The 18,409-nt window shown below is 72.3% G+C and carries 11 protein-coding genes; 2 read left to right on the top strand and 9 right to left on the bottom strand.

The window, feature by feature from the left end:
• Positions 1-68 precede the first annotated feature (68 nt).
• Entirely contained in the window at positions 69-1,613 is a 1,545-nt protein-coding gene (locus QCZ28_RS29780) for a GGDEF domain-containing protein (RefSeq protein WP_279519722.1), read from the top strand.
• A gap of 105 nt (positions 1,614-1,718) precedes the next feature.
• Here QCZ28_RS29780 and prfA read toward each other — a convergent pair whose 3' ends face one another.
• Complete coding sequence (gene prfA, locus QCZ28_RS29785) at positions 1,719-2,807, bottom strand: peptide chain release factor 1 (protein ID WP_279519723.1); 1,089 nt, start codon at positions 2,805-2,807, stop codon at positions 1,719-1,721.
• A 133-nt stretch (positions 2,808-2,940) separates the two neighbouring features.
• Entirely contained in the window at positions 2,941-3,165 is a 225-nt protein-coding gene (rpmE, locus tag QCZ28_RS29790; RefSeq protein WP_030333150.1) for a 50S ribosomal protein L31, read from the bottom strand.
• Between the two features lie 275 nt (positions 3,166-3,440).
• On the opposite strand from rpmE, the gene QCZ28_RS29795 reads away from it, so the two are divergent.
• Positions 3,441-4,337 carry an AAA family ATPase gene (locus tag QCZ28_RS29795; protein ID WP_279519724.1) on the top strand — a complete coding sequence of 299 codons (897 nt, stop codon included), beginning with the start codon at positions 3,441-3,443 and terminating at the stop codon, positions 4,335-4,337.
• A 43-nt stretch (positions 4,338-4,380) separates the two neighbouring features.
• Here QCZ28_RS29795 and QCZ28_RS29800 read toward each other — a convergent pair whose 3' ends face one another.
• From QCZ28_RS29800 to thrC, 7 genes are all read right to left on the bottom strand, one after another.
• Positions 4,381-7,869, bottom strand: coding sequence for a phosphodiester glycosidase family protein (locus tag QCZ28_RS29800; RefSeq protein WP_279519725.1), 3,489 nt, complete (start codon positions 7,867-7,869; stop codon positions 4,381-4,383).
• Positions 7,870-8,027: 158 nt separating this feature from the next.
• Positions 8,028-10,154 carry a transcription termination factor Rho gene (gene rho / locus QCZ28_RS29805; protein WP_279519726.1) on the bottom strand — a complete coding sequence of 709 codons (2,127 nt, stop codon included), beginning with the start codon at positions 10,152-10,154 and terminating at the stop codon, positions 8,028-8,030.
• 296 nt (positions 10,155-10,450) lie between these two features.
• The gene (thrB, locus tag QCZ28_RS29810; RefSeq protein ID WP_279519727.1) at positions 10,451-11,395 is read right to left on the bottom strand and encodes a homoserine kinase; all 945 of its coding nucleotides are present in this window, start codon (positions 11,393-11,395) and stop codon (positions 10,451-10,453) included.
• 229 nt (positions 11,396-11,624) lie between these two features.
• Complete coding sequence (locus QCZ28_RS29815; protein ID WP_279519728.1) at positions 11,625-12,869, bottom strand: MFS transporter; 1,245 nt, start codon at positions 12,867-12,869, stop codon at positions 11,625-11,627.
• A gap of 11 nt (positions 12,870-12,880) precedes the next feature.
• Positions 12,881-13,729 (bottom strand): polysaccharide deacetylase family protein, encoded by an 849-nt coding sequence (locus tag QCZ28_RS29820; protein ID WP_279519729.1) that lies wholly within the window; start codon positions 13,727-13,729, stop codon positions 12,881-12,883.
• 125 nt (positions 13,730-13,854) lie between these two features.
• A complete protein-coding gene (locus tag QCZ28_RS29825; RefSeq protein WP_279519730.1) occupies positions 13,855-17,157 on the bottom strand; it encodes an efflux RND transporter permease subunit in 3,303 nt (1,100 codons plus the stop codon).
• A gap of 127 nt (positions 17,158-17,284) precedes the next feature.
• Positions 17,285-18,334 carry a threonine synthase gene (gene thrC / locus QCZ28_RS29830; protein ID WP_279519731.1) on the bottom strand — a complete coding sequence of 350 codons (1,050 nt, stop codon included), beginning with the start codon at positions 18,332-18,334 and terminating at the stop codon, positions 17,285-17,287.
• Positions 18,335-18,409: the final 75 nt, after the last annotated feature.

Raw genomic sequence — 18,409 nt, forward strand, 5'->3', positions numbered from 1 at the left:
AATCATGAAGCGTCGCGGGCGACGTGACGAACAGGTGCGCCCTGGCGCGCACGACAGGAGGTTGGCGGGTGGGCTGGCTCGACCGGGTCGAGGACCAGGTTGACGCCCTCACGCACGCCCGGGCGTTGCAGGAGGCCAGCCGCTCCGCGGAGTCGTACGTCCTGCTGGAGCGTGTGATCCGCACCACCAACGACCCGGCGGCGCGAGCGGACGCCATGGTGCAGCGCCTCTCCGCGCTGATCAATCTCGGCCGTACCGCGGAGTTCACCAGGGCCATCGAGGAGGCGTCGGCGGCCGTCCGCGACCTCGCCGAGCCGTACCTGCACGGTCACCTCAACGCGCTGGCCGCGCTCGCCGCGCACCACCAGGGCGCACTGGACCGCTGCGTCATGCACCTCGTCCGTGCGGCCCGCGCGCTGGGCGCCGTCGCCGACCCGGACCGGGACACCGCCTGGGGCTGGCACGACCTGGCCATGGCCTACAGCTACCTGAGCTTCCACGGGTACGCGCTGGGCGCCATCGAGCGGGCCCGCCAGCTCGGGCTGACCGCCGGGATCCCGGAGGAGACGTTCGCCGCACCGGGCATCCGGCTGCGCAACGCCGTGGCCCTGGACCACAACGGCGACAGCGACGGTTGCCTGCGGGTGCTGCGGGACGTGGCGGCCGACCTGGCCCGCTTCGTCCGCGCCGGGCGGGCCGGGCAGCTGCGCCCGAGCAGCCTCGCCGCGTACGGCTACGCGGCCGCCCGACAGGCGGCGCTCGGCGACCAGGTGGCGACCGAGGGCACCGAGCCAGCCCGGTTGATCAGCCACGGTGGGGACAGCGCCCGTGCCCGCGACCTGCGTCAACTCGGGCAGGTGTGCCTCGCGGTCGCCGACGGTCGGCCGATCGAAGCGGTCGCCCGGCTGGACACCGTCCAGGTGTCCAACGAGACGCTCGGGGCGGCCGAGCCGGCCCGGCTGCGCAGCATCGCGCTGACCCGCGCCGGGGACCACCTGGCCGCGCACCGGGCCGACCGGCTGGCGTTCCGGCTCGCCGCGCAGCGCAACGACCGGCTGCGCGACGTGTACATCGACGGCATCGCCGCTCGCATCGACCACGAGGAGATGCGCCGCGAGGCGGCGCGCTTCGAGGGTGAGGCGTTGACCGACCCGCTCACCGGGCTGCCCAACCGCCGCCGGCTGGAGCGCTACATCACCGCAGTGGTCACCCGTGGCGAACGGGTGGTGATCGGCGTCTGCGACCTGGACGGCTTCAAGGCGGTCAACACCCGGCACGGGCACCACTCCGGCGACCTGGTGCTCCAACGCATCGCCGGCGTGATCAACCGGGTGATGCGCCGGGGCGACTTCGTGGCCCGCTACGGCGGTGACGAGTTCGTGGTGGTGCTGCCGGACACCGGCATGGCCGAGGCCGCCGAGGTGGCCCGCCGGATCGAGGCAGCGGTCCGACTGGAGGACTGGGAATCGTTGGTGCCGGGCACCCCGGTCGGGGTGAGCATCGGCTTCGCCGAGGTCTCCGGCGGCAGCGGGCTGCGCGACGCGCTCAGCGTCGCGTTCGAGCAGGCCGACCGCGAGATGCTCCGCGCCAAGACCCGCCCCCGCGCGAGCTGACCGCCCGGGGGGTGGCGTCGATCAAGGAGTTGTGGTGCCTCACAAAAAGCCCAGGGCACAACAATTCACCCACCACAAGTCCATGATCGACGAGGTGGGCCGCGATCAGCGGCGGGACAGCTCGGTGTCGCCGGCGAGCCGGGCGGCACGGTCGGCCTCGGTGAGGGCGTCCAGCACCCCGTCCAGCTCGCCGCCGAGCGCCAGGTCCAGGTTGTACGCGGTGTAGCCGATCCGGTGATCGGTGATCCGGTTCTGCGGGAAGTTGTAGGTGCGGATCCGCTCCGAGCGGTCCACAGTGCGTACCTGCGCCTTGCGCGCGTCCGAGGCGGCGGCGTCGGCCTGCTCCTGCGCGGCGGCGAGCAGCCGGGCCCGCAGGATCCGCATCGCCTGTTCCCGGTTCTGCAACTGGGACTTCTCGTTCTGGCAGGAGACCACGATGCCGGTCGGCAGGTGGGTGATCCGCACCGCCGAGTCGGTGGTGTTGACCGACTGGCCGCCCGGGCCGGACGAGCGGAACACGTCGATGCGCAGGTCGTTCTGGTCGATGGTGACGTCGACGTCCTCGGCCTCCGGCAGCACCAGCACCCCGGCGGCGCTGGTGTGGATCCGGCCCTGCGACTCGGTCACCGGGACGCGCTGCACCCGGTGTACGCCGCCCTCCCACTTGAGCCGCGACCAGACGCCGTTGCCGCCCTCCGGCACACCCTTGGTCTTGATCGACAGGGAGACGTCCTTGACCCCGCCCAGGTCGGAATCCTGCGCGTCGATCACCTCGGTGACCCAGCCGTGCCGCTCGGCGTAGCGGGTGTACATCCGCAGCAGGTCACCGGCGAACAGCGCCGACTCCTCGCCACCCTCACCGGCCTTGATCTCGACGATCACGTCCTTGGCGTCGTGCGGGTCGCGCGGAATGAGCAGCTCGGCTAGGCGCTCCTCCAGCACCGGCAGGGACTCGGCGATGGATTCCGCCTCACCCGCGAAGGACGGGTCCTCGGCGGCCAGCTCGCGAGCCGCGGCCAGATCGGCACGGGCCTGCTCCAACTCGTCGGCGGCCTTGTGCAGCGGCACCAGCTCGGCGTACCGGCGGCCGACCCTGCGCGCGGTGGCCTGGTCGGCGTGGATGGCCGGGTCGGCCAACCGCTTCTCCAGCTGCGCGTACTCGTCGAGAAGGCCGGCCAGACGCTCGCTGCTCATGCTGCGGATGCTCCTTCGACGGTGCGCGACGACCGGGCCGGGCCGGGGGGCCAGCGGCCGGGCGGAAAACTGAGGGAAACGCGGACGGCGCCCGCGTCCGGCGGAAAACCGGACGCGGGCGCCGAACGAGGAGCTACTTGGCCTTCTTGGCCTGAACCTTGGCGTACTTCTGCTGGAACTTCGCGACCCGGCCGGCGGTGTCGAGAACGCGCTGCTTACCGGTGTAGAACGGGTGGCAGGCGCTGCAGGTCTCGGCGTGGATCGCCCCGCCCTTGGCGGTGCTGCGGGTCGTGAACGTGTTGCCACAGGAGCAGCTGACCTCGGTGGTCACGTACTCCGGGTGGATGTTTGCCTTCATCTCGCCTCGGTCCTCTCGTTGGTGGTCGCCGGGTCGCCGTCATCGCTCGTCGCGCCGTACGCGACGGGCTCGGGCGTGAACCGGAACCGGTGGCCGATTGACCAGTGTGCCATGGGCCTGAGCCGACCCGGTAATCGGGCCGCACACCTCGTCCGGCATCGTCAACACGTGCCCACCCGTCCGCATTCCCACCCTCCGACGGGGCATTCGCGCACCCGGCGGACCGCCGCCAGGTACCCCGGCCGGGGTACGCCCGCCGAGCCGGAGGTGCGTCGATGACCCGCCTGATCGCCACCCGGGGACTGCCCGCCTCGGGCAAGACGACCTTCGCCCGCACGCTCCAGCCGTCCGTCGCGCGGGTCAACCGGGACGACCTGCGCCGGATGCTGCACGGCGAACGGTTGTTCACCCAGTGGGCCGAGGCGCAGGTGACCGCCGTGCAGCAGGCTCAGGTCGAGGCGCTGCTGCGGGCCCGCGCGGACGTCTGCGTGGACGACACCAACCTGCGCTCGCGGACCCTGCGGGGCTGGGCCGAGCTGGCCGCCCGGCACGGCGCGCAGTTCGAGGTGCACGACTTCACCGACGTGCCGCTGGACGAGTGTCTGCGCCGCGACGCCGCGCGCCCGGCCACCGACCAGGTGGGTGCGGACGCGATCCGCCGGCTGCACGAGCGGTACCTGCGGGGGCGCACCCTGCCGTTGCCGGTGCCACAGGCACGTACCGGACGCCCCGGCGCCGTGCACCCGTCGTCGACCGAGCCACCGGAGATCGTTCTGGTGGACATCGACGGCACTGTCGCGCTGGCCGTCTCCCGCAGCCCGTACGACATGACCCGGGTGGGCGAGGACCAGCCGAACCCGGCGGTGATCGCGGCGGTCCGGGCGATGCACGCCGCCGGGTACGGGGTGGTCTTCTGCTCGGGGCGGGACGCCTCCGCCCGCGCGGCCACCGAGGCCTGGCTGGCCCGGCACGTACGAGTGCCCTACCTGGGTCTGCACCTGCGGGCGGTCGGTGACTCCCGCAAGGACTCGGTCGTCAAGCGGGAGATCTACGACCGGGAGATCCGGGACCGTTACCGGGTGGCCGGCGTCTTCGACGACCGCGTCCAGGTGGTCCAGATGTGGCGGGCCCTCGGCCTCACCGTCTTCCAGGTGGCCGAGGGCGACTTCTGAGCCCGGGCGGGGCCCTTCGCGCCGGAAGGGCCCCGCCCGCTGCTCACCGGGTGAGGGCGATGGCGGCCTCGGCGCTGAGGCCGTTGACAGTGACAGTCAGGCGTATCGGCGCGCCGGACCGCAGCGCCGTCAGGGTGCCGGTGGCCGGGTCGAAGCGGGCGGTGTGCCACTGGCGTACCCCCGCCGCCGAACCGATGTGCACCTGCGGCGACCCGGACCAGTCGGCGCTGACCGGCGCGGCCACCGGGACCGTACGCCCACCGGGCTGGGTCAGCGTGGCGCTGACCGGCACCGGGGTGCCCACCGCGACGCTGGCCGGGGCGGTCACCGTGAGCCGGTCGGCGTGCGCGTGGAACTCCGCGTCCACCCAGGCCGGCCCCTCGGCGAGCGGGTCCCGGCGGGCGCGCTCGGCCTCGGCCGGGGTGACCGGGTCCACGCCGAACTCCGTCCAGCCGGTGAAGCCGCCCTGGTCGGCGGGGGTGGATGGCGTCTTGCCGGCGTTGCCGTTGATGACGTAGGGCACCCCGTCCACCCGGTCGGCGTGGAACGTGCCGACGTGCCCACCCACGAACAGCGCGCCCTTGCCGGTGCGGTGCTGGAAGTCGGCCATCCACTGCTCCAGCAGCGCCGCCTCCTTGCGGTCACCGAGCTGGCTGGCCTGCGCCGGGCTGGGGTCGCGCGCCGGGTGGTGGTGCAGCACGACGACCGAGCCGACCCGCTGGTCGGTGGCCGCCGCGTCCAGCGCCTCGCGCAGCATCCGCACCTGGTCGAAGCCTCCGCCGCGCAGGGTTCCGGTGGACGAGTTCAGCGTGACGAACCGGGTGCCGTTGTGGTCGAACACCCGTGAGGTGGCACCGAACGCGGCCTCGAAGTTGCTGATCGGCGCTCCCATGATCTCGTGGTTGCCGGGCACGTAGTACCAGGGCAGGGCGTCGCCCAGCTCCTCGGCGAGGACGCGCTTGGCCAGCGCGAAGTCGGCCGGGTAGGCGGTGTCCACGAAATCACCGTTGATCAGCAGGAAGTCCGGCCTGGCGGCCTTGACCTCGCGCAGCGTCCGGCGGGCCTGGGCGACCAGGTCACTGTCCGGGTCGGCGGCGACGAACTGGGCGTCGGAGAGCACCGCGAACCGCCACGGCGCGCCGTCGACGGTGCCGTCGCGTACCACCACCCGATCGGTACGCGGCGGCACCGCCGGCACGTCGACGGTCGGTGGCACCTTCGCCACCAGGTCGTCGATGATCACCTCGCTGGAGTACTGCGCCGCGGCGTTCGTCTCGGCCACGTAGAACCGGCGCACCCGCACCGGGTACTGCACCCCGGCCGGCACCGCGAACTCCACGTACCGCCACCCGGTCCAGGTGATCAGGGGCCCGCGCAGCACGTGCTGGGTGTCCTGGGCGTCGTGCAGGTGCAGGCTCGGCCACTCCCCGGTGCCGTTGCCGTGGATCCACATGCCGAACGCCTGCGGCTGGCCGGGCACCTCGATCCAGGCCGGCGGGTCGGCGTACGCGGCCCGCGTGCCGGTGGACTGGCTGAAGTCGTACGTCATCCGCAGGCCCGTGCCGGTGTGTCCCGGCGCCGGCGCGACCGACCCGCTGGCACGGGCCTGGCTGAACCGCCAGGATCCGGCGTCGTCGAAGCCGGCCACCGGCACGTCGGTCAGCCCGACGGTGACCGGCAGGACGGTGCTGGCCCGCCCGACGTGCACGGTGACCAGGGCGGAGCCGGTGTCCCGCAGCGCGCTGACCGCGAGGTTGCCGTCCGCGGTCGGAGTGATCCGCAGCAGGTCCCGGTCGTAGTCGAGGGTCAGGTCGGCCGGCTCGATCGGCGCGGTGTTGCCGTCGCCGTCGTACCCGACCACGCCGACCACCGCGTTGCCGTCCCGCCCGGTCAGCCCGACGCGCGGCACGGTGGCGCCGATCCGGGTCAGCGGGCCGAGCACGGTGAGACCCAGCGAGCCGGTGGCCCGGCCACGTGCCGCGGTGACCGTGCTGGCCCCCGGTGTGCCGGCGTGGAACACCCCGTCACCGCCGACCCGGCCGCGTGCCGCCGGGGTCACCCTCCAACTGGGGGCGCCGGCCGCCGGGCCGTACGTCTCGTCGTAGCCGGCGGCGGTGAGGACGCGGGTCAGACCGGGAAAGACCCGGTCGGGCCGACCGCCGCGCACCGGCGAGATGCCCGGGGCGGCGGTGGGGTCGCTGGCCGTCTGCACCCAGTAGCCGGTGAGCCGGCCGCTGCCCTTCGGCGCGTAGATGCCCAGGCCGTTGGGCACGGCCCGCTCGGTACCGTCCGACGGGCCGTTCTCCACCTGCACGGCGGGTGCGCCCGGCTCCCGGGCCAGCAGCGTGGACGAGCCGCCACCGTCGAGGTTGAGCGCGTGGTGGGCGCCGAGCTCGGCCATCATGCGGCCCATCTCGGTCTGCGTCACGCCGCGGCTGTCGACCTGCCGGCCGTCCACCGTCATCATGATCATCTTTCGGCCGTCGGCGCTGAAGCCGACGGCGGTGCGCGGAGCCAACGTCGGGTCGGCGATGCTCTGCGCGACGCCGTCGCGGACCAGCACGTTGCCGCCTCCGACGGCGGCGTGCAGGCTGCTGCCGTCGGACGGCGTCGGACGCCAGGCCACCGTCACCGGGTCACCGGGGCGAAGACCAGCGAGGACGTCCGCACCGGCGTCACGGCCGAGCAGCACGGTGCTGCCGGCGGCGATCGGTCCGCTGCCGGCCACAGCGCTCACCCCGGTCACCCGACCGCCGGAGACGGTGACCTCGACCACCCGGGCCGCGCCCTCCACCGCCCGCTGCCGGGAGTACGTCCCCCAGAGTTCGGTGAACGCGCCGATGCCGTCGGCCTGCACCATGTTGTTGAACTGGGTCAGCGGCACCGGCCCGGTGGGCAGGGTGGCGCTGCCGTCGAAGTTCACCTCGATCACCCGGCCGAGCCCGCTCGTGGTGACCGCCACCGCGTTGTGGTGGCCGCCGACCGCCGACTGGATCAGCTCGCCGTCGCGGATGCCGACACCCTGGGCGGCACCGGAGTTGTTGATGTCGAAGAAGTCGCCGTTGACGGCGGCGACGGCCCGCGTGGCGTCCGCCGCCGTACGCAGGGGCTCGGCCCGGCTGACCGCCCCGGAGTTGACGTAGTCGACGGTGGACCCACCGCCGAGGTCGGTGGTGAGGGCGTCGGCGCGCAGCCAGCCGTCGGCGTCGTACCGGTCGAAGGAGGTGAGCTGCACTCCCGGAGCGACCGGTCGGGTGGTCTTCGTGGTCTCCAGTCCGCCGGCCGGCTCCAGACCGTCGGTGGCCGAGGTCGGGGCGGTCGCGGCGGGGTCGGTGACCAGCCCGACGGAATTGAACGGCCACGACGACGCGGACGGTGCGTCCTCGGCGACGGTGGACGGGGCGACGGCGGTCGGGGCGACGACGGACGGGGCCGGCGGGGCGGCGGTGGCCGGCAGCGGCGCGGCCAGCGAGAGCAGTGGCGTCAGCAGCAGGACGCCGGTGCGGCGGGCGGATCGTCTGCGGGTACGCATGGACGACAGTCAACCCGGTCCTGAATAGAAGTTTCAAGACCCCTGGACTGAAGCGAAGGAAAACTCCAGAATGACATCATCGACCGCACCGGGCTGGGGGAATGACGAAGGGGCACGACCACAACGGCCGTGCCCCTTCGTCGGTCAGCGCAGGACTGTCACTCCCCCGGCGTCGACTTCGCGATCTGCATCAGGAACTCGATGTTCGTGCGGGACTGCTTGAGCCGGTCCAGCAGGAGATCCATCGCCGCCTGCGAGTCCAGCGAGTGCAGCACCTTCCGGAGCTTGTGGATGATGGCCAGCTCTTCCGGTGCGAGCAGGACCTCTTCCTTACGCGTACCGGACGGGTTGATGTCGATGGCCGGGAAGGTCCGCTTGTCGGCGATCTTCCGGTCCAGCTTCAACTCGGCGTTGCCGGTGCCCTTGAACTCCTCGAAGATGACCGTGTCCGCCATGGAACCGGTCTCCACCAGCGCCGTGGCGATGATGGTCAGCGACCCGCCGTTCTCGATGTTGCGGGCCGCGCCGAGGAAGCGCTTCGGCGGGTAGAGCGCCGTGGAGTCGATACCACCCGACATGATCCGGCCGCTGGCCGGCGCCGCCAGGTTGTACGACCGACCGAGCCGGGTCACCGAGTCGAGCAGCACGACCACGTCGTGTCCCAACTCGACCAGACGCTTGGCCCGCTCGATGGCCAGCTCGGCCACCGTGGTGTGGTCCTGCGGCGGACGGTCGAACGTGGCCGCGATGACCTCGCCCTTGATCGACCGCTGCATGTCGGTGACCTCTTCGGGCCGCTCGTCGACCAGCACCACCATCAGGTGGCACTCCGGGTTGTTGCGGGTGATCGCGTTCGCGATCGCCTGCAGCACCATCGTCTTACCCGCCTTGGGCGGAGACTGGATGAGTGCCCGCTGGCCCTTGCCGATCGGCATGACCAGGTCGATGACCCGGGTGGTCAGGATGTGCGGCTCGGTCTCCAACCGCAGGCGCTCCTGCGGGTAGAGCGGAGTGAGCTTGTAGAACTCCGGACGACGCCGCGCCTCCTCCGGCTCCATCCCGTTGATCGTGTCCAGCCGCATCAGCGGGTTGTACTTGTCGCGCCGCTGGTCACCGCTGTTGCCGCCCTCACGGGCCGCCCGCACCGCACCGGTGATCGCGTCACCGCGGCGCAGGCCGTACTTCTTGATCTGGGACATCGAGACGTACACGTCGTTCGGGCCGGCCAGGTAACCGGTCGTCCGCACGAAGGCGTAGTTGTCGAGCACGTCGATGATGCCGGCCACCGGGACGAGCACGTCGTCCTCGCTGACCTGCGGCTCACGCCCGCCGGTGTCGGCACCGGTCTCGGCGCGCTCGCCGCGCCCGCGGCGACGGTCCCGGAAACGGCTGCGCCGGCCGCGCCGGCCGCCACCCTCGCCGTCGTCGTCGTCGCTGTCCCGCTCGGCCCGCTGACCACGGTCGTTGCGGTCGTTGCGGTCGTTACGGTCACCGCGGTCTTGACGGTCGTTGCGCTCGGCCCGCTCACCCCGGTCGGCACGCTCACCGCGATCGTTGCGCTCGCCCCGGTCGGTACGCTCGGCCCGCTCACTCCGGTCGTTGCGCTCGCCCCGGTCGGCCCGCTCGCCCCGGTCTGCACGCTCGGCCCGCTCGCCACGGTCGGCCCGCTCAGCACGCTCGCCACGGTCGGCGCGCTCACCGCGCTCCGCCCGCTCCGCCCGCTCGGCCCGCTCCGGACGCTCGGCCCGGTCGCGACGGGTCTCGCCACGGTCGGCCCGCTCGCCGGCTTCCGCCTCGTCGGCACGGGTTTCGGTCGTACGCGCCTCGGTCGCCCGCGCCTCGGCGGGGCGCGCCTCGGTGGCACGGGCCTCCGCCGCCGCGGTCCGGCTGCGCCGGGTGCGACTACGGCCCTCGGTCTCGGCGGCCGGCTCGGCCGGCGCCTCTTCGGCACCGCGTCGACCCTCGGCTGCCGGCCGGTCGGCGGTCTCCCGCACCTCGGCCCGCACCCCCTCACGGGTCGGCGCGGCTGCGGCCGCGACCTCGGCCCGTGGTCGAGGGGTCCCGGCGGCGTTGCCGCCCTGCCGCTCGGAAATCGCGGCGATCAGCTCGCCCTTGCGCATGCGAGCCGTGCCGGAGATGCCGAGCGACGCAGCCAGGCTCTGCAGCTCTGGCAGCAGCATCGCCGACAGACCGGTGCCGCTACGCCGACGACGGGCGGGAGCGGCGGCGGTGGCATCGCCAGCGACGTTGGAAACATCCGACGTCACGTCGGTGGTGTCGCTCAATGGATTCCTTCCCTCGATAGGCCGGGACTGCCCGGAGTCGGAACTCAGGTGGCCGGGCGGCCTCGGTGCACCCGCCTCGCAAGGACGCGTCGCGGGAGTCTGTGACACAGCAGCCGGTCGGTATCCCGACTCACCAACGTCGGTGAGCAGGTCTCGCCGTCTGCGGCGACCTGTGGAAACTGCGGCGCGGCGTGGGCCTTGGGCAGGGGTAGACGGGCTGACCGCCGAGAGCTTCGGGGGTGCGCCGCCCCGCAGGAGATCGCGTGCTTCGCGGCTGTGCTAGGTCTAGAGCGTAATCAACTCTTCCGACCTGCGGCAACAGGGTCCCGCTCGGCGTGTCCAAGTGTACCCCGGGCGACCCGCGCGCCGCTGACGTCTATCGGTAACTGCCAGATCTCCCAGTCTGTTCCCAGCGGGAAGTCCGCTGGCGGCTCACTGAGCGCCAGGACAGTCGGCCCCGCCCCACTGACCACAGCTGCCACACCCGCCGCGCGCAACGCGTTGACCAGCGCAGACGTGGCCTGCATCCCGGCTGCGCGATAGTCCTGGTGGAGCCGGTCGACGGTGGCCGGCAGCAGCAGGGCCGGGTCCGTGGTGAGCGCGTGCACCAGCAGGGCCGCCCGCCCCGCCGTCAACGCGGCGTCACCATGCGGCACGGTGGCCGGCAGGGCCGCCCGCGCGGTCGCTGTCAATCCGCGTTCCGCCGGGACGAAAACAGTGGGACGCACCGCGTCGGCGACCGGCAGGGACACCGCCCGGGCACCACCCGGCTCGGACCAGGCCACCGTGAAACCGCCGAGCAGGCACGGCGCCACGTTGTCGGGGTGACCCTCGATCTCGGCGGCCAGCCGCAGCGTGCCGGCGTCGTCGAGGCGGTGCTCCCCGTCGACGACGAGGGCCCGGGCCAGCAGCACCCCGGCGACGATCGCGGCGGACGAGGAGCCCAGCCCACGCGCCTGCGGGATCCGGTTGACGCACTGCACGCTCAGCCCGCCGGGGTGGCCCCCCAGCACGTCGAACGCGGCGCGCATGGCCCGCACCACCAGGTGTCTGTCGTCGTCGGGCAGCTCACCGGCGCCCTGCCCGGCCACTGTCACCCGGACACCGCTCGACGTGACCTCGGCGGCCAGGTCGTCGTAGAGCCCGAGGGCGAGGCCCAGCGCGTCGAAGCCCGGGCCCAGGTTGGCGCTGGTCGCCGGGACGCGGACCCGGACCGACTCGGCGGTGAAGTTCGTCGGCACGCGCTCATGCTAAGGCCTGTTTCATAAGGGCGGTCGAGCCGAGGCGGAGTCCGGGCGGCGATCCGGCAAGGCGCGGTTTCGTCCGGATACCGGTGTCGTATCCGGACGGAACCGCAACGCCGCCGGTCGTCGTCCGGGCCCGCCGCAGGCCGGCCAGTTCTTGTGAAACAGGCCTTAGGGCCCGGGACCGACGAACCGGTCCCGCGCCCGCTGCCTGGGATCGCCGAGTTCAGCCGGCCGGGTCCGGGACCGGCTCGGCGGCCGGATCGGTGAGCGAGAGCCGGCGGGTGGCGATCCGCCAACCGACCGCGTACACGAGGGTGATCAGACCGCAGCCGGCGAGCACCACCCGTTCGTCGACGACGTCCACCACCAGGGCCACCGCCAGTTGGCTCACCGAGATCGCCAGCGTCGCCAGCATCATGTCGGTGGCGAAGACCCGGCCCCGCAACCGGTCCGGGACCTCGCCCTGCAGGGCGAAGTTCGACATCACCCAGTTACTGCCGCCCGCGAAGTGCGCCACGAAGACCAGCAGCAGCACCAACGGAAACCAGCGCACGACGGAGGTGCCCAGGTAGGACAGGCCGTACAGCGACATGGACAACGCCAGCCCGGGCAGCAGCCAGGCCCGGTTGGTCAGCACCCGGCGCATCAGGATCGGCCCCACCAACGCTCCCGCGCCGCGTACCGCGAAGAGCAGGCCGGCGCCGAGCGGGCCGACACCGTAGACACCGGCCAACAGCGGGAACACGGTCAGCACGCCGTTGCCCAGGCCCACCGCCGACTTCACGGTGACCAGCGCGAGCACCCGGGGGCGGTGACCGATGTAGCCGAGCGCCTCGCGGACGGCGGACCAGGTCCGCTGGGCCGGTTGGTCGGCGTCCCGGGGCACCTGCAACGGCCGGCGGATCCGGGTGGCGAGGGCCGCGGCGACCGCCAGGCCCACCGCCGCCACCCAGAAGCAGACGTACGGGCCGGCAGCGGTGCTCAGCACGCCGCCGAGCGAGGCACCGACCACGGTCATGGTGCCCCAGGCCGAGCCGGCGACGGCGTTGCCGGCGGCGAGTTCGTGCGGCTCCAGCACGTTGGGCAGCGCGGCCTGGGCCGCCGGCGAGTAGAACGCCTTGGCCACCGCCACCGCGCCGATCGCCACCAGCGCCAGCCACGCCGTCGCCGCGTTGCGCACGCCGAGCAGCAGCAGCACGCCCGCCAGCGCCGCCACGTTCGCGGCGATCATGATCTTCCGGCGGTCGAAGCGGTCGGCGATCGTGCCGGTGTACGGCAGCAGCAGCGCCACGATGCCGGTGTCCACCGCCAACACCAGCGCGCCCCAGACGCCGCTGCCGGTCAGCTGCGGCAGCAGCACCAACAGCGGCACCATGACGAACCAGTCGGCGCCGAAGACCACCAACTCGGCGAGGAAGAGGTTGCGGAAGCTCCGATTGCCGGTCAGAACCGAGAGGGTGGACGCCACGGAGCGCGACCCTACCTGGTCGGTGTCGGCGCGACACCCGCTCCCAGCAGCGCCGAGACCGTGACGAATGTGTAGCCGCGAGACCGTAACCCGTTGATCATGTCGGCCAGGCCCCGCAGTGCCACCAGCCGCCGGCGCGCCCCCACGTCGTGGCCGAGCACGATCGTTCCCGGTCGGACGCCCGCCACGATCCGCCGGGCGTGGCCGGCCGGATCGTCGGGGAACTCCCGCTCCACCATCTGCAGCGACCAGAGCACCAGTCGGTAGTCCAGTCGGGCCGCCGCGTGCAGCACCGCACCGCCCAGGTGGCCGTACGGCGGACGGAGCAGCACCGGCGGCGTCCCGGTCAGCTCGGCGATCACGTCGTGGCTGCGGCGCAGGTCGTCGTACGCCTCGTCGGCGTCCAGTTCGGCCAGGTCCCGGTGCTGCCAGCTGTGGTTGCCCACCTCGTGCCCGCCGAGCCGGTCGCGGACGACGTCGGCGTACCGATGGACCTGCGCCCCGACCATGAAGAAGGTGGCCGGAACCCGGTGCTCGGCCAGGGTGTCGAGCACCATCGGAGTCCACTGTGGTGCGGGGCCGTCGTCGAAGGTGAGCGCCACCAGGCGCTGGTTGGTCGGTGCCGACCAGACGACCTCCAGCGCGCCGGAGCCGACATCCTGCTGACCGTTGCCGAGGGTGGCGCTGGCGGGGCCACCGGCGATCGGCAGTCTGCGATGGCCGACCCACCACGCCTCGGACGTCCCCGCGCCGACGGCCACACCTCCCACCACCAGCAGGCCACGGCGCAGCAGGTCGCGTCGCCCCCACCCGCGCGCGCCCTCGGTCATCCGCCCGCCCCGCTCCACCCACACCCCCATCCATCTACGAAGAGTATGCAAGAAGTTACACAAAGTGCGGAGCGGTCGGGTCGGAGTGTTTCGGCTGAAACAACTGGAACGCCCCCGGCAGAATCCACCGGGGGCGTTCCGAACCTCGCTGCGACCTACTCGGTCGGCTCCGCCGGAGGCAACGGCGAGGTGCGGCTACGGGGCAGCCGCAGTACCTCGAACTGGTCCGTGCCCTCCACCAGCGCGGCCGACGGCGCCGGTCGCCCGGCCGGCTGCGCACCTTCGGCCGTGGCCGTGGCCGTGGCCGTGGCCGGGGCCGGGGCGGGCGCGCCGCTCGGCACCGCGACCTGGTTCGGGGCTGGCGCCTCGTCCGCCTCCACGGTGGTCACCGCCGACCCCCCGGAGCGCCGCCGCGCGCGCCGAGCGCGCAGCGACTCCTTGGTGTGCTCCACCATCGTGTACAGCGTCGGCACCAGGATCAGCGTGAGCAACGTCGAGCTGAGCAGACCACCGATCACCACGACCGCCAGCGGCTGCGAGATGAAGCCGCCCTCACCGGTCAACCCGAGCGCCATCGGCAGCAGCGCGAAGATGGTCGCCACCGCTGTCATCAGGATCGGGCGCAGCCGGCGACGGCCACCTTCGACCACCGCCTCCTGGACCCCCATGCCCTGCGCCCGGTACTGGTTGATCAGGTCGAGCAACACGATCGCGTTGGTCACCACGATGCCGACCAGCATCAGCACACCGATCAGCGCCGGCACGCCGAGCGGCGTTCCGGTGATCAACAGCAGGCCGATCGCACCGGTCGCCGCGAACGGGATGGAGATCAGCAGGATCAGCGACTGGGTGAGGCTGCGGAACGTCGCCACCATGATCAGGAAGACGATCGCGATCGCGGCCAGCACCGCCAGGCCCAGGTCCGCGAAGGCGTCCGCCTGATCCGCGCTGACACCACCGATGGTGAAGCTCGCACCCGGCACGTTGATGCCGTCCAACCGCTTCTGCAACTCGGTGCTGGTCGCGCCCAGGTTCGAGCCGGTCGCCGAGCCGGTCACCGACACGCTGCGCTCACCGTCGATCCGACTGACCTGCTGCGGTCCCTCGCCCTGGGTGACCTTCGCGATGTCGCCCAAGGTGACCGGACCCACCGGCAGCGCCCGCAGCGCCTCCACCGTCGTCGGTGGCTGCGTGCCCAGCCGCAGGACCACGTTCTGCTGCCGGCCGTCGAGCGTGACCTGCCCCAGCGGCGCTCCCCGGAACGCCTGCGACACCAGCTGCCCCACGGCGGCCTCGGTGAGCCCGACCCGACCGGCCGCGACCCGGTCGACCGTCACGTCGACTCGCGGCACCTGCGCGGCCAGGCTGGTGGTGACGTCCTCGACGTCCGGCACCCCGGCCATCGCCGTGCGGGCTTCCTCGGCGGCCCGGGCCAGCACCTCCGGGTCGGTGGCCTGGACGATCACCTCCAGCTGGCTGGTCGACGCCTCCTGCCCGCCACCGAAGCTGATCTCACCCAGCCCGCTGCCGAGCTTGTCGAACTCCTCGCGCAGCACCTCACGCATCTGCTTCGCGTCGGTGTCACCGTCGAGCGCCAACGACCAGTTGGCGACGTTGTTGCCGCCGCCGCCAGCCCACGGGTTGTCCCCACCGCCCGCGGTCACCTGGTACGTCTTGACGCCCTTGGTGCGGGACAGCACCGACTCGACCTGCTTGGCCGCCGCGTCGGTGGCCGCCAGACCACTGCCGGCCGGCAGTTCCTGGCTCATGTTGAGGGTGTCCTGACCGGAGTCGTCCAGGAAGTTGGTCTCCAACTTCTGCGACAGACCGAAGGTGCCGAAGAGCACCAGCAGGCCGAGCCCGACGGTGATCCAGCGGGTGGACCGCTTCCGGGTGGCGAAGCCGATCACCGGCAGGTACCCCCGCTGCAACGGGCTGCGCAGCTCCTTCTCCTCCGCGCCGCGCCGCACCGCCTCGTCGTCGGCGGTCCCGCCGCGCGGCTTGAGGAACCAGTACGCGAGGACCGGGATCACGGTCAGCGACACCAGCAGCGAGGCGAGCAGGGCCACCGTCACGGTGATCGCGAACGGCGCGAAGAGCTGGCCCACGAACCCGCCGACCAGCGCGATCGGCGCGAACACCGCCACCGTGGTGAGGGTGGACGCGGTCACCGCACCGGCCACCTCCCGGACCCCGGTGATGATGGCGTGCCGCTTCTCCTCGCCGTACTCCAGGTGTCGTTTGATGTTCTCCAACACCACGATCGAGTCGTCGACCACCCGACCGACAGCGATGGTCAACGCGCCGAGGGTGAGCAGGTTGAGCGAGTAGTCACCGATCCACAGGGCGATCAGCGCCACCAGCACGGAGAGCGGGATGGAGACCGCGGTGACCACCGTCGAGCGCACCGACAGCAGGAAGACCAGGATGACGATGACCGCCATCACCAGGCCCAGCAGGCCCTCGGTGGTCAGCGACTCGATCGACTTCTCGACGAACGGCGCCTGGTCGAAGACCACCGTCAGCTCCGCGCCGGAGGCGTCCTTCAGGTCGTCGAGCCGGTCACGGATCTCGTGCGAGATCTGCACGGCGTTGCCGTCCGGGGCCGCGGTGACCGCGACACCGAGGCTGTCCTTGCCGTTGGTACGGGTGATCGCGGTGGCCGGAGCGAGCTGCTGCTCGACGGTCGCCACGTCACCGAGTCGGACCGGTGCCGCAGCCGGGGCGACCACGATGCCGCGCAGCTCCTCCAGGTTGGCGATCGGCGTACCGACCTGCACCGGGAGGGCCAGCGTGCCGTCGGTCACCGCGCCGGCCGGCACCGCCACGCCGTTGGTCTTCAGCGCCGCGCCGATCGCCGTCGGTTGGATCTTCGCGGCGGCCAGCTTCGCCGGGTCCGGGGTGACCACCACCACGTCGTCCCGGTCGCCGGTCACCTCGACGGTGCGTACCCCCTCGATGCCCTCCAGCTCCGGCACCACAGTGGCGCGCAGCTTCTCGGCGAGCGCCCGCTCGTCCCCGCTGCCGGCCGCGGCCAGCACCACCGCCGGGAGATCGTCGGTACTACCCGCGATGACCTGCGGGTCCACGCCCTCCGGCAGCTGGGCGTCGATACGGCTCAACGCGGTCTGCATCTTGTTGACCACGTCGTCCAGGTCGGTGCCGAACTCGTACATCACCTGGACGGTGGCCGCGCCCTCGCGGGACGTGGAGGTGATCTTGTCAAGCCCGGGGATGCCCTGCAGGGCGTTCTCGATCGGCTCGGTCACCTGGGACTCGACGATCTCGGGACCGGCGCCGGGGTAGGGGGCCACGATGAACGCGGCCGGGAACTCGAGCGACGGCAGCAGTTGCTGCTTCAGCGACGGCACGGCGAACGCTCCGAACACCGTGGTCACCACCGCGATGAGGGCAATCAGCCCTCGGTTGGCGAGGCTGAATCTGGCGAGCAGCGACATCGGCCTGGCTCACTCCTGAAAGAGAATGCGGGCGGGGATACCCGAAAGTGTGCCGGACTCGCCTACCTCGGCCCCCGCCGCCCCCGGGCCGCCCACCCGCCGTCGATCACCACCCGGACGGTGGCGCTCAGGCGAGGTCGAGGGCGCGGGCCGCCGCCAGCGGGTCGTTCCCGATGGTCACCGGCGCCGGCGCGGTGGAAATCGCCCATTCCGGGTCCTTCAACCCGTGACCGGTCACCGTGCACACGACAGTGGAACCGGGCGGCACCGCGCCCGCCGCGCCCTGCTGGAGCAGACCGGCCACGCTGGCCGCGCTGCCCAGCTCGACGAAGACCCCCACCTCGCGGGCGAGCAGGCGGTACGCGGAGAGGATCTCGCGGTCGGTCACCGACGCGATCAGGCCACCGGAGGCGTCCCGCGCATCCAACGCCTTGGTCCAGCTCGCCGGGTTGCCGATCCGGATCGCGGTGGCGATGGTCGACGGCTCTGGCACCACCTGGCCGGTCACGATCGGGGCCGCCCCGGCGGCCTGGAAGCCGTACATCTTCGGCGTCCGGGTGGTGGCACCGGCCGCCATCTCCTCCGAATAGCCCATCCAGTACGCGGAGATGTTGCCGGCGTTGCCGACCGGCAGGCAGTGGATGTCGGGCGCGTCACCGAGCGCCTCGACGATCTCGAAGGCGGCGGTCTTCTGCCCGTGCAGACGGTCGATGTTGACCGAGTTGACCAACGCGACCGGGTAGTCCTGGGCGAGCTTGGCGGCCGTCGCGAGGCAGTCGTCGAAGTTGCCGTTGACCTGCAACAGCTTCGCGCCGTGCACCAGCGCCTGGGCCAACTTGCCCAACGCGATCTTGCCCTGCGGCACCAGCACGGCACAGGTCAACCCGGCCCGGGCCGCGTACGCCGCGGCGGAGGCGCTGGTGTTGCCGGTGGAGGCGCAGATGATGGCCTTGTTGCCGGCCTCGACCGCCTTGGACACCGCGAGGGTCATCCCCCGGTCCTTGAAGGAGCCGGTCGGGTTTGCGCCCTCCACCTTCAGGTGCACGTCGCAACCGAGCCGGGCGGACAGCACCGGCGCCGGCAACAACGGGGTGTTCCCCTCGTGCAGCGTGACGACCGGCGTGGCCGCGGTGACCGGCAGCCGATCCCGGTACGCCTCGATCAGACCCCGCCACATGTCGTTTCTCCTCGCCTCTGGCCCCGCGCGCCGACCTCGTTCGGGCCACCTTGAACCAACCTGCCCGAGCTGTCG

Source organism: Micromonospora sp. DH14 (genome assembly GCF_029809455.1).
Lineage (GTDB): Bacteria > Actinomycetota > Actinomycetes > Mycobacteriales > Micromonosporaceae > Micromonospora > Micromonospora parva.

Bases quoted from the DNA above. Each gene is read 5' to 3' on its own strand.
- prfA (WP_279519723.1), bottom strand. From the start codon at position 2,807: ATGAGCAGCGAGCGTCTGGCCGGCCTTCTCGACGAGTACGCGCAGCTG.
- rpmE (WP_030333150.1), bottom strand. From the start codon at position 3,165: ATGAAGGCAAACATCCACCCGGAGTACGTGACCACCGAGGTCAGCTGC.
- QCZ28_RS29795 (WP_279519724.1), top strand. From the start codon at position 3,441: ATGACCCGCCTGATCGCCACCCGGGGACTGCCCGCCTCGGGCAAGACG.
- QCZ28_RS29800 (WP_279519725.1), bottom strand. From the start codon at position 7,869: ATGCGTACCCGCAGACGATCCGCCCGCCGCACCGGCGTCCTGCTGCTG.
- QCZ28_RS29820 (WP_279519729.1), bottom strand. From the start codon at position 13,729: ATGGGGGTGTGGGTGGAGCGGGGCGGGCGGATGACCGAGGGCGCGCGC.
- QCZ28_RS29825 (WP_279519730.1), bottom strand. From the start codon at position 17,157: ATGTCGCTGCTCGCCAGATTCAGCCTCGCCAACCGAGGGCTGATTGCC.
- thrC (WP_279519731.1), bottom strand. From the start codon at position 18,334: ATGTGGCGGGGTCTGATCGAGGCGTACCGGGATCGGCTGCCGGTCACC.